The organism is Staphylococcus sp. GDY8P85P (genome assembly GCF_017892405.1).
Classification (GTDB): domain Bacteria; phylum Bacillota; class Bacilli; order Staphylococcales; family Staphylococcaceae; genus Staphylococcus; species Staphylococcus borealis.
The window spans coordinates 72,173-84,560 of sequence record NZ_JAESLA010000043.1 but is presented as its reverse complement, the minus strand read 5'-3'; the positions used below and the strand labels follow the sequence as shown (position 1 = coordinate 84,560).

11 protein-coding genes and 2 pseudogenes are annotated in these 12,388 nt (G+C 33.7%); 11 read left to right on the top strand and 2 right to left on the bottom strand.

Translation table 11 applies throughout. The features are described from left to right. From KA828_RS09885 to KA828_RS09860, 6 genes and pseudogenes are all read left to right on the top strand, one after another. Positions 1-235: pseudogene (locus KA828_RS09885) on the top strand (dual-specificity RNA methyltransferase RlmN); the annotation flags it as partial. A 5-nt stretch (positions 236-240) separates the two neighbouring features. Then, positions 241-984 (top strand): Stp1/IreP family PP2C-type Ser/Thr phosphatase, encoded by a 744-nt coding sequence (locus KA828_RS09880; RefSeq protein WP_053029229.1) that lies wholly within the window; start codon positions 241-243, stop codon positions 982-984. Beyond that, positions 981-3,008: a Stk1 family PASTA domain-containing Ser/Thr kinase gene (gene pknB, locus KA828_RS09875; RefSeq protein WP_210126150.1), complete on the top strand. Its 2,028-nt coding sequence runs from the start codon at positions 981-983 to the stop codon at positions 3,006-3,008. Before KA828_RS09880 ends, pknB begins: the two co-directional genes overlap by 4 nt. A gap of 203 nt (positions 3,009-3,211) precedes the next feature. Continuing rightward, a complete protein-coding gene (rsgA, locus tag KA828_RS09870; protein ID WP_193839436.1) occupies positions 3,212-4,087 on the top strand; it encodes a ribosome small subunit-dependent GTPase A in 876 nt (291 codons plus the stop codon). Beyond that, a complete protein-coding gene (rpe, locus tag KA828_RS09865; RefSeq protein ID WP_075108528.1) occupies positions 4,087-4,731 on the top strand; it encodes a ribulose-phosphate 3-epimerase in 645 nt (214 codons plus the stop codon). The genes rsgA and rpe overlap by 1 nt, the downstream gene beginning before the upstream one ends. A 7-nt stretch (positions 4,732-4,738) precedes the next feature. Then, entirely contained in the window at positions 4,739-5,380 is a 642-nt protein-coding gene (locus KA828_RS09860; RefSeq protein ID WP_075108529.1) for a thiamine diphosphokinase, read from the top strand. Positions 5,381-5,441: 61 nt separating this feature from the next. On the opposite strand, the gene rpmB is transcribed toward KA828_RS09860, so the two are convergent. Then, positions 5,442-5,630, bottom strand: a complete 189-nt coding sequence (rpmB, locus tag KA828_RS09855) for a 50S ribosomal protein L28 (protein WP_011275976.1) — start codon at positions 5,628-5,630, stop codon at positions 5,442-5,444. Positions 5,631-5,912: 282 nt separating this feature from the next. Here rpmB and KA828_RS09850 point away from each other — a divergent pair, with 282 nt between their 5' ends. After that, complete coding sequence (locus KA828_RS09850) at positions 5,913-6,281, top strand: Asp23/Gls24 family envelope stress response protein (protein WP_011275975.1); 369 nt, start codon at positions 5,913-5,915, stop codon at positions 6,279-6,281. 20 nt (positions 6,282-6,301) lie between these two features. After that, positions 6,302-7,960: a fatty acid kinase catalytic subunit FakA gene (gene fakA, locus KA828_RS09845; protein WP_210126149.1), complete on the top strand. Its 1,659-nt coding sequence runs from the start codon at positions 6,302-6,304 to the stop codon at positions 7,958-7,960. Here fakA and KA828_RS09840 read toward each other — a convergent pair. Beyond that, positions 7,936-8,453, bottom strand: a pseudogene (locus KA828_RS09840) (transposase); the annotation flags it as partial. The gene fakA and the pseudogene KA828_RS09840 overlap by 25 nt on opposite strands. Before the next feature lie 127 nt (positions 8,454-8,580). On the opposite strand from KA828_RS09840, the gene KA828_RS13190 reads away from it, so the two are divergent. From KA828_RS13190 to fapR, 3 genes are all read left to right on the top strand, one after another. Continuing rightward, complete coding sequence (locus tag KA828_RS13190; protein WP_210126148.1) at positions 8,581-9,396, top strand: thermonuclease family protein; 816 nt, start codon at positions 8,581-8,583, stop codon at positions 9,394-9,396. Between the two features lie 244 nt (positions 9,397-9,640). Then, positions 9,641-11,692: an ATP-dependent DNA helicase RecG gene (gene recG / locus KA828_RS09830; RefSeq protein ID WP_210126147.1), complete on the top strand. Its 2,052-nt coding sequence runs from the start codon at positions 9,641-9,643 to the stop codon at positions 11,690-11,692. A 135-nt stretch (positions 11,693-11,827) separates the two neighbouring features. Continuing rightward, positions 11,828-12,388, top strand: coding sequence for a transcription factor FapR (gene fapR, locus KA828_RS09825; RefSeq protein WP_075108534.1), 561 nt, complete (start codon positions 11,828-11,830; stop codon positions 12,386-12,388).

The window sequence follows — 12,388 nt, the reverse complement described above, 5'->3', positions numbered from 1 at the left end:
AACCGCATTTCTCTTAGAACCGATTAAAGATCTAAACTGTCATGTTAACTTAATACCAGTAAACCATGTTCCAGAACGTAATTACGTTAAAACACCTAAAGATGATATTTTCAAATTTGAAAAAGAATTAAAACGATTGGGCATAAATGCTACAATTAGAAGAGAACAAGGATCAGATATTGACGCGGCATGTGGACAATTAAGAGCGAAGGAACGACAAGTAGAAACGAGGTAATCACAATGCTAAACGCACAATTTTTCACAGATACTGGACAACATAGAAATAAAAATGAAGATGCAGGAGGTATTTTTTATAACCAAACTCACCAACAATTATTAGTACTATGCGATGGTATGGGTGGTCATAAAGCGGGGGAAATTGCAAGTCAGTTTGTTACGTATGAGCTTCAAAAACGTTTTGAAGCTGAAAATTTTATTGAGTATGAACAAGCCGAAACTTGGTTGCGTTTCAATTTAAAAGAGATTAATCGTGAGCTATTTGAATACGCTCAAACAAATGAATCGTATAAAGGTATGGGTACAACATGTGTTTGTGCCCTTGTCTTCGATAAGCACTTAGTTGTGGCAAATATAGGGGACTCTAGAGCATATCTTATTAATTCTAGAGAAATCGAACAAATCACGTATGATCATTCATTTGTTAACCATTTAGTTATGTCAGGTCAAATTACTGAAGAGGAAGCATTCACACACCCACAACGTAATATTATTACTAAAGTGATGGGAACAGATAAACGTGTAAGTCCAGATATATTTACGAAACGATTTAATTATTATGACTTTTTAATGTTGAATTCTGATGGTTTAACAGATTATGTCAGAAGTGAACGTATTCTTGAAGCGTTCAATACGTCGTTATCATTAGAAGAACATGGTGAACAGCTTATTCAATTAGCACTAAACCATGATTCTAAAGACAATATTAGCGTTTTAATAGCAGCTATTGAAGGTGATCATCTATGATTGGAAAGTTAGTTAGTGAACGATATAAGATAGTGGATAAGCTTGGTGGCGGAGGAATGAGTACCGTTTACTTAGCAGAAGATACCATTTTAAATCGTGAAGTGGCGATTAAAGCAATCTCAATTCCTCAGAATGAAAAAGAAGAAACAATGAAACGTTTCGAGCGAGAAGTCAATAATGCAACGCAACTCTCACATGAAAACATTGTTGAAGTGTATGATGTTCAAGAAGATGAAGAGTGCTTCTTTTTAATTATGGAATATATAGATGGACCTACTTTATCTGAATACATACATAGTCATGGCCCTTTAAGTATTGATACAGCAATTGACTTTACCAATCAAATTTTAAAAGGTGTGGCGCAAGCGCATGACAAACTTATCATACATAGAGATATTAAACCTCAAAATATCTTAATTGATAAGAATAAGACACTTAAAATTTTCGATTTTGGAATTGCCAAAGCTTTAAGTGAAACATCTATGACGCAAACAAACCACGTGCTCGGTACTGTACAATACCTTTCACCAGAACAAGCCAAAGGTGAAACTACGAATGAAGCGACAGATATTTATTCCATAGGTATTGTACTTTTTGAAATGTTGGTTGGGGAACCCCCTTTTAATGGCGAAACAGCTGTTAGTATAGCGATAAAACATATTCAGGATTCCGTACCTAATGTAACCGAGTTAAGATCTGATATACCACAATCCTTAAGTAACGTTGTCCTTAGAGCAACAGAAAAGAAAGCAACGGATCGTTATCAAAGTGTCAATGATATGAAAGAAGACTTAAGTAGTGTCCTTGTATCTAGTCGTGCTAATGAAAAAAAGCATTCAATTGAAGAAGATGATACAAATACCGTTGCCATTGATAGACAAGATATCAGAAGTAAAATAAAGGAAGAAAATGAGCAGAAACAAATCGCTCAAACCATGCAAATACCTATTGTCAATGAGCACCATTTCCAAACTAACGAGGCGCAAATTTACGAGCCACCAAAGAAAAAGCGTTCTAAAAAGAAAAAATTTGCCATTGCGTTGATTTTACTGTTATTAGTCGTAAGTTTATTTGGGTTTATTGCGATGGGCATGTTTGGCAGTAAGTATTCAGAAATGCCAGATCTTAAGGGTAAAACTAAAAAAGAAGCAGAAAAAATATTACGCCAATCTCATTTAGAAATTGGCAATATTTCTAGAGACTATAGTGATGACTATCCAGAAAATAAAATCATCGAGACAAAACCGAAACAAGGTGAAAGAGTGAATCAACATGAAAAAGTTGATATCGTGCTTTCAAAAGGACCGGAACGTGCTAAAATGCCGAATGTTATAGGAATGAAAAAAGCTGATGCACTTGATAAATTAAAACAATTTAAGCTTGATCATGTAACAGTGAATCAAGAATACAATAATCAAATACCTAAAGGTGCTATTGCCAAACAAAGTGTTAATCCGGATAGTTATGTTCGTGTGAATGATCACCAAATCACGTTAACTGAGTCTTTAGGTGTTAAAAAAGTATACGTGAAAAATTATGAACATAAAAATGTTGAAACTGCTCAGAAAGAACTTGAAAAAAATGGTCTTAAAGTACAAATAACGACTGAATCAAGTAATAATGAGAAAAAGGATAATATTATTTCACAAAGTCCAAAAAATACAGAAATTGATGAAGGAAGTACAGTTCAACTGATTGTTTCGAAAGGAAAATCAACTTCTAAAGACGAAGATAAAGAAGACGAAAAATCTAATGATTCTAGTAAAGATAAGGACGACGACGCTAAGAAAGTTAAAAATTACACCGAAACATATCATATCCCATATACGGGAGACGATGAAAGTCAAAAAGTTCAAGTTTATATAAGAGATAAAGACAATAGTGGCGCATCTGCGAGTCAAACGTTTAGTATAAAAGGTGATAGAACGATCACGATTCCGCTTAAAATTGAAGAAGGATCTGACGCGGGTTACACCATTAGAGTAGATGGCGATATTATTGCAGATAAAGATATAGATTATTAAAATTCAACCTTTTAGTGAATGAAAGCGATCAAACATTCACTAAAAGGTTTTTTAATTTTTATATCGAACTATAAAAATATTATGTAAACATAAATTGAACTCGCTTTGATAACATTGACTTTAAACAAATATGTTCTGGATATAATATTCTCTAAGGTTTTGCTATAATAGTGAAATATAAATAATGATTAAGAGGTGTCATTTTGGAAACTGGACGTATTATTAAATTAATTAGTGGTGTATATCAAGTAGATGTAGATGGAACTTTATATGATACTAAACCACGTGGTCTTTTCAGAAAAAAGAAGTTTTCACCAATTGTAGGGGACATTGTTGATTTTGAAATTCAAAATACCAATGAAGGATACATTCATCATGTTCACGATCGTCATAATGCATTGAAACGACCACCAGTTAGTAATATTGACGGCTTAATCATCGTGATGAGCGCTGTAGAACCAGATTTCTCAACACAATTGTTGGATCGTTTTCTAGTTATTGCGCACTCATATGATTTAGAACCGAGTATACTAGTGACTAAAAAGGATTTAGCGTCTGATGATGACATTAAAAAAATTAATGAATGGTTAAACATTTATGAAACTATTGGCTACAATACTCAATTTGTTGGCAAAGATACGTCTAAACAGGAAGTAGTCGCTTCTTGGCCGAAAGGACTTATTGTACTAAGTGGTCAATCAGGTGTCGGTAAGTCGACATTTATAAATGCGTTTAAACCAGAATTAAATTTAGAAACCAATGATATATCAAAATCCCTTAACCGTGGTAAACATACAACGAGACATGTAGAATTATTCGAAAGGGAATCTGGTTTTATTGCAGATACACCAGGCTTTAGTGCATTAGATTTTGATCATATTGAAAAAGATGAATTGAAACACTATTTTATAGATATTAATCACTATGGCGAGGCATGCAAATTTAGAAACTGTAATCATATTAAAGAACCTCATTGTCATGTTAAGCAACAATTGGAGAGTGGTCATTTAGCACAATTCCGCTATGATCATTACATTCAATTATTTAATGAAATTTCAAATAGAAAGGTAAGATATTAATGAAAAAAATCTATCCATCACTTTTATCCGCTGATTTTTTAAATTTAGAAGATGAAATTAAAGCTTTAGAAAAAGCACAAGTTGATGGTTTACACTTTGATGTGATGGACGGTCAATTTGTACCAAATATTTCGATTGGTTTGCCAATTCTTGATTCAATTCGAACTGCTACTCAATTACCAATTGATGTTCACTTAATGATTGAGCAACCTGAGCAATATATTAACACCTTTGCTGAACACGGTGCTGACATGATATCCGTGCATGTCGAGTCTACGCAACATATTCATAGAGCGCTTCAAATGATTAAGAATGCTGGTAAAAAAGCAGGCGTTGTCATTAATCCTGGTACACCAGTTGAAGTATTATTACCAGTTCTTGAGATTGTAGATTATGTATTAGTGATGACAGTCAATCCAGGTTTCGGTGGTCAATCATTTATTGAAGCATGTGCATCAAAAGTGAAGTCACTTAGAGATTTAAGACAATCTTTAAATTTAAATTTTGATATTGAAGTTGATGGTGGCATCAATGATGAAACTATCCAATTATGTGCTGATAATGGGGCAACTATGTTTGTTACAGGTTCTTATTTCTTTAATCAAAAGGATTATAGCAATGTGACACAATTACTGAAAGGCTGATTTTATTATGCGAATCAATTTATTATGTAGTGACCGACATTTACCTCCACAAGTATTGAGTACTCAAAAGCATGAACATTGGGGTGGTATTGATAGAGGAACACTGATTCTTGTTAACCATGCCATCACACCGACGTTCTCAATTGGTGACTTTGATTCTGTTTCAGATGAAGAACGTCACCAACTCAAACATCAGTTGAATATTAAGCCGGTCAAAGCTGAAAAAGATGATACGGATTTAGCATTAGGTGTAGAAGAAGCTGTTCATAGAGGCTTTACGCAAATACATATTTATGGCGCAACTGGTGGTAGGTTAGATCATTTTATGGGTGTCATGCAAATATTGCAAAAACCAAAGTATATAGAACGAAATATTTCAATTATTGTGGAAGATGATCAAAATGAAATTAAATTATTGAAACAAGGTGCCCATCAAATTCAAAAATCACTTCATTTCCCATATGTATCATTTATTCCAGTTACTGAAAATGTTGTTTTATCATTGAAGGGCTTTAAATATAATTTGAATAAGCAACTTCTAGAAAAAGGATCGACACTTACATTATCTAATGAAGTAAAAGAAGTTGTCGCGGAAATTATCTTACATAACGGACAAGTACTTCAAATGAGAAGTAAGGATGCAAGTTAAAAAAGAACATAAAAAAATGCCTTCACCACATATGAAGGCATTTTTTAGTGCATTATATTTATTAAACTCTAGTAACTTTACCAGATTTTAAAGCACGAGCAGAAACCCAAACTTTTTTAGGTTTTCCGTCAACTAAAATTCTAACTTTTTGAAGGTTAGCATTAAATCTGCGTTTATTCGCATTTAAAGCGTGTGAACGATTATTACCAGTCGATGCTTTACGACCTGTTACGTAACATTGTTTACCCATCAAAGTACCTCCTTTAATAAATATAAATACACTTGACTACTTATATACTTAAATAAGATACCATATATAAATTTTTAAAGCAATGAAATTAAAGGGTATTTCTCTAAAAATGTTTTGAATTTTATAATTTATGGTATAATTGTAAGCTGAGGAGTTATGTAGTACATTTAATTAGGTTATAAAGACTTATTTATGGAAGAATCGGTTAATTTCTACAATGAATTTAATTGTAAATGTTTATAGTTTCGTCATTTTTAAACAAAATTCAGGAGGAATATAAAGATGACAATAGAAATCTCAAATGATTATGGTAAAATCGATATCTCAAATGAAGTCATTGCTTCAGTAGTAGGCAGTAAAGCTGTTGAAAGTTATGGTATTGTTGGTATGGCATCTAGACAACAAGTGCGAGATGGTATTGCCGAAATTTTAGGACATGAAAATTATGCTAGAGGCATCGAAGTCAAAGAAAACAATGGTGTCATTGATATAGATATGTATATTATCGTTAGCTACGGTGTTAAAATCTCAGAAGTAGCTAATAATGTACAATCATCAGTAAAATACACACTAGAAAACTCACTCAATGTAAAAGTGAATTCAATTAATATATTTGTACAAGGTGTAAGACTTAATAATAAGGGCAAGTAGGTATAGGAGGACTTAGCAGGATGATTAGCAAAATTAATGGTAAATTATTTGCCAATATGATAATACAAGGGGCACAAAATTTATCTAATAATGCAGATTTAGTAGATTCTTTAAATGTATACCCTGTGCCAGATGGTGATACAGGTACTAATATGAATCTTACAATTACTTCTGGACGTGAGGAAGTTGAAAATAATTTATCTCAAAGTATTGGTGAATTAGGGAAGACATTCTCTAAAGGATTACTTATGGGTGCTCGAGGTAACTCAGGTGTAATTCTTTCTCAATTATTTAGAGGATTCTGTAAAAATATTGAAACTGAAAATGAAATTAATGCACAACAACTTGCTAGTAGTTTCCAAGCAGGTGTTGACACTGCTTATAAAGCTGTAATGAAACCAGTCGAAGGGACAATCTTAACTGTTGCTAAAGATGCAGCCAAGGCAGCGGTTAATAAAGCTGAAGAAACAGATGACTGTGTTGAAGTTATGGAATATACAATTGCAGAAGCAGAAAAGTCATTAAATAATACACCCAATTTACTTGCTGTATTAAAAGAAGTTGGCGTAGTTGATAGTGGTGGTAAAGGGCTATTATGTGTTTATGAAGGTTTCTTAAAAGGTTTAACAGGCCAAACGATTGAAGTGAAAAAAGAAAAATTAAACACAGAAGAGCTAGTGCATGAAGAGCATGACTTCCATGGCGTAATTAACACTGAAGACATTAAGTATGGCTATTGTACTGAAATGATGGTACGTTTTGGAAAAGATAAAAGAGAATTTGATGAGCAAACATTTAGAACAGATATGAGTCATTTTGGTGATTCATTACTCGTTATTAATGACGATGAAATTGTAAAAGTCCATGTACATACTGAAACACCAGGTGATGTGTTTAACTATGGTCAAGAGTATGGTGAGCTTATTAAATTAAAAGTTGAAAATATGCGTGAACAACATCGTGAAGTCATTAGAAAAGAAAAGCAAAATCATCAATCAGACCAACAAGAAGAATCAAAAACAGTTGAAAGAGCAATTATTGCTATTTCTATGGGTGATGGCATTTCAGAATTATTTACATCTATGGGTGCGACACATATTATAAGCGGTGGACAAACAATGAATCCATCTACTGAAGACATTGTAAAGGTTATTGAACAATCTCAATGTAAACGTGCCATTATTTTACCAAATAATAAAAATATAAGAATGTCGAGTGATCAAGCTGCAACTTTAGTTGAAGCAGATACAGTTGTAATTCCTACAACATCTATTCCACAAGGTATTGCGGCCTTGTTCCAATACGATCCGTCATCATCACTTGAAGATAATCAATCTCATATGACAACCGCTTTAGATAGTGTAAAATCAGGCTCAGTAACATTTGCTGTTCGTGACACTAAAATTGATGGCGTAGAGATTAAAAAAGGCGAATTCATGGGATTATCTGAAAGTAAAATTGTGACAAGTAATGATGATGAATTTGCGACAATCACAGGTTTACTTAAAGCGATGCTAAATGAAGATAGTGAAATCTTGACTATTATCGCTGGTGAGGATGCAAATACTGAAACATCAGATAAATTAGTAGCGTGGGTTGAAAGTGAATATCCAGACGTTGAAGTAGAAGAACATGACGGTGGTCAACCTATCTATCAATATTTATTCTCAGTCGAATAAATATCAATTGAAAAGCTATGAAGGATCCGAGACATAAAGTTCCTGGATGAGTAAATTAAGACAATTTCTATTGAAATAATATAGAAATTGTCTTTTTTTATAATTTTTGTGATTATTTTCAGCTCGTTGAGTTGTTACCTTTCTTATATTAAGTGTGATTCATACAAAACCAAGTTCTCTTTTGACTTTATTTATCCCTCATACAGACATTCGAGTAAGACCCAAAATTGCCTTCATAAATCCAAAAGTCAGCACCACATCAAATTTCCTTTGACTGTAGATGATTTTCGTTTCTAGTTCTGAAAGCTTTTTGTTAATTTGGGATTTAAAATACTCCCAGTTATAATGCTTCATTATTTTTATTTGTTTTTGAATGGAAGTTTATACATTGATTCTTCAACGGACATTCTGACCAAACATTTCATTCATATAATTTGAAGTTTCATTTAAAACCATACTTATCATGGCGACAGGTATACCGTTTAAAACATAAAATAGTTCATATCTACATGTGTTTAATGCTTACAAAAAATACAAATGTTAAAATATTAAAATTTTAATAGAATTTTTAATATGTATTAGTATAAAATATATGTATATTAAACAATAGGAGTATGCACATGGGAAATATACTTTTAGTAGTTATTGGTCTTAGTATCATATGTTTTATATTCATGCTTTTTAAAAAGAAACCAATTGCAGTTACAGCTTTGGCGATTTTAATCACAACATCATCTACACTTATAGCAATGCCGCTCAATAGAGTTAATGCACAAAGTAGTGCACTTACTAAAGAGAAAGTTAAATTTGTTAAAGGTATTGGTGGAGACACTGTTCAATTACTTTATAAAGGGAAGAAATCAACCTTTAGATTATTGTTGATTGATACACCTGAAACTAAGGATCCACGAAAGTCTGTTCAAAAATATGGTCCGGAGGCTAGTCAATTTACAACACGAATGTTGGCTAATGCGCGTACGGTACAAGTTCAATTTGATCGTGGTCAACGAACAGATAAATATGGTCGTTATTTAGCATACGTTTATGCAGATGGTAGAATGGTTAATGAAGCGGTTGTCAGACAAGGATTAGCTAGAGTGACTTATATCTATCCGCCGAACAATACATTTGAACAAATGTTAAAGGTAAGCCAATCCAAAGCACAAGCTGAAAAGCTAAATATATGGTCTACAACAACGTCGAACACGAAAGCTAAGACGGGTCAAACATCATCTACAAAAGCATCTGTAAAATCATCAACTAAACCGAAAACATCAACGTCGTCAACTTCAAAGACAACGAAAAAGCAATCAACAGAAAATTATAAAAATTGCACTTTATTGAGAAAGAAATATCCAAATGGAGTGAAAAAGGGTCATCCTGCTTATCAAACAAAATTTGACCGCGATAAAGATGGATGGGCATGTGAACGTTAAACATGTATCGTTCAGTGAATTAGAGTGAGGCTTGGACATAAATAATATAATAAAGCTATTTTGCAAATTCGCAGTAGCTGACTGTACTGAGAAGACGCTTAAATCAAGCTGGGGGTGGGACGACGAATTCAAAAAGAATTCTGTCCCACTCCCGCCTTTTTAAATATCAAAGGTTTAACAATCAATTATTCTGCTTAATCATGATAAAATAAATATTAATATGATAAATACTAGGTGAGAAGTTATGTCTAAAGTCAATTTAATAGAAAGTCCATATCCGCTTCAAAAGATTAAAGGGCTAGGACCAAAACGAATTGCTTTATTGCAAGAACTCAATATTAATACGGTAGAAGACTTGATGCTTTATTTACCGAGTCGGTATGAAGATAATACAGTTGTAGACTTAAATATGGCTGAAGATCAATCTACAGTGACAGTTGTTGGAGAAGTTTATTCTATGCCGACGGTTGCCTTTTTCGGTAGAAATAAATCGAAGTTAACAGTCCATTTGATGGTGGACAATATCGCAGTTAAATGTGTCTTCTTTAATCAACCTTACTTAAAAAAGAAAATTGAACTTCATGGAACGGTAACTGTTAAAGGAAAATGGAATCGTGCGAAACAAGAAATTAACGGAAATCGTATGTTCTTTAATGCACAGTCTCAAGATGCATCTGAAGTTAAATTAGAACCTGTGTATCGTATCAAAGAGGGCATTAAACAAAAGCAAATGCGAGATATGATTTATCAAACGTTAGATGATGTTACGATACATGAATGGTTGACAGATGAATTAAGACAGAAGTATAAATTAGAATCTTTATCTGATACCATACATGCACTGCACCATCCTAAAGATCGCCATGACTTATTACGTGCTAGACGGACGTATGCCTTTACCGAATTATTCATGTTTGAATTACGAATGCAATGGTTGAATCGTTTAGAGAAGACATCGGACGAAGCCATTGAAATCAACTACGACATCCAAAAGGTAAAAGCGTTTATAGAAACGTTACCTTTTGAGTTAACGGATGCGCAAAAAAAGAGTGTGAACGAAATCTTTAGAGATTTGAAAGCACCGATTCGCATGCATCGACTATTGCAAGGTGATGTAGGTTCAGGGAAGACAGTTGTTGCAGCTATATGTATGTATGCGTTAAAAACAGCTGGATATCAATCTGCGCTAATGGTTCCTACTGAAATTCTAGCAGAGCAACACGCAAATAGTTTAACTGAGTTATTTGGAGACTATATGAACGTCGCTTTATTAACTGGATCCGTTAAAGGTAAAAAAAGAAAAGTCCTCTTAGAACAATTAGAGAATGGCACCATTGATTGTCTAATAGGCACACATGCGCTTATACAAGATGATGTAGCATTTCAAAATGTAGGACTTGTTATTACCGATGAACAACACCGTTTTGGGGTCAATCAACGTCAACTGTTAAGAGAAAAAGGAGCGATGACGAACGTCCTCTTCATGACAGCGACACCGATTCCTAGAACGCTAGCTATTTCAGTATTTGGTGAAATGGATGTTTCATCTATTAAACAGTTACCCAAAGGACGTAAACCGATTATTACGAACTGGGCAAAACACGAGCAATACGAACAAGTGCTGTCTCAAATGACAGCTGAACTTAAAAAAGGTCGTCAAGCTTATGTGATTTGTCCGCTCATTGAAAGTTCGGAACATTTAGATGATGTACAAAATGTAGTTGAGTTGTACGACTCACTTCAAGCCTACTATGGAGAGGAGAGCGTCGGTTTATTACATGGCAAAATGTCTGCTGAAGAGAAAGATGAAGTGATGACGCGTTTTAGTCAACATGATATAGACATTCTTGTCTCTACAACTGTAGTAGAAGTTGGTGTTAATGTACCGAACGCAACGTTTATGATGATTTATGATGCAGATCGATTTGGACTATCTACTTTACATCAGTTAAGAGGTCGTGTTGGACGAAGCGAACATCAAAGTTATTGCGTACTTATTGCGTCACCTAAGACGGAAACAGGAATAGAACGAATGACTATAATGACGCAAACAACGGATGGTTTTGAGTTGAGTGAACGCGATTTAGAAATGCGTGGACCCGGAGATTTCTTCGGCGTTAAACAAAGTGGTTTACCGGATTTCATGGTAGCGAATATTGTGGAAGATTATCGAATGCTTGAAGTCGCTCGAGATGAAGCAGCAGCGTTGATTCAATCGGGAGAATTCTTTACAGAAGCATATCAACATTTACGTGATTTTATTGATCAGAATTTACTACATATGAGTTTTGATTAGTGTTTAAAGGTAATTATTTTTAAAAAGTAAAATATAGCACTATGATATTTGTTGAGCTTATTAAACGGAAAGTGTTATGATATGTGAGGAATGTTTAAGACTTGGTACTAATTTCGCATTTAAAGGGGGATATATATGAAATTAAAAAAAGCAGAACGTCGTGAGGCGATTCAAAAAGCAATTGAGCAAAACCCCTTTATTACGGATAGTGAATTATGTGAACAGTTTGAAGTAAGTATTCAAACGATACGTTTAGATAGAACAAATCTAAATATTCCAGAACTACGTAAGCGTATTAAATTAGTAGCTGAGCAAAACTATGAACAAATTCGTGCGCTTGAAGCAAATGAAGTGGTTGGAGATTTAATTCAAGTTGAACCAGACATAACTGCACAATCACTCATTGAAATCACTGAAGAATCAGTTTTTGCAAAGACACAGATTGCACGAGGTCATGTTTTATTTGCTCAAGCGAATTCGCTTTGTGTCGCTCTAATACATAAATCAACCGTATTAACACAAGAAAGTAATGTCGCTTTTATCGAGAAAGTAAAACTGGATGACACTGTAAGAGCTGAAGCACGCGTTGTTAATAAAACATCGCAGCATTATATTATTGAAGTGAATTCATATGTAAGAGATACATTGGTGTTTAAAGGAACGTTTAAAATGTTTTATATAAGCGAGGATGAATAA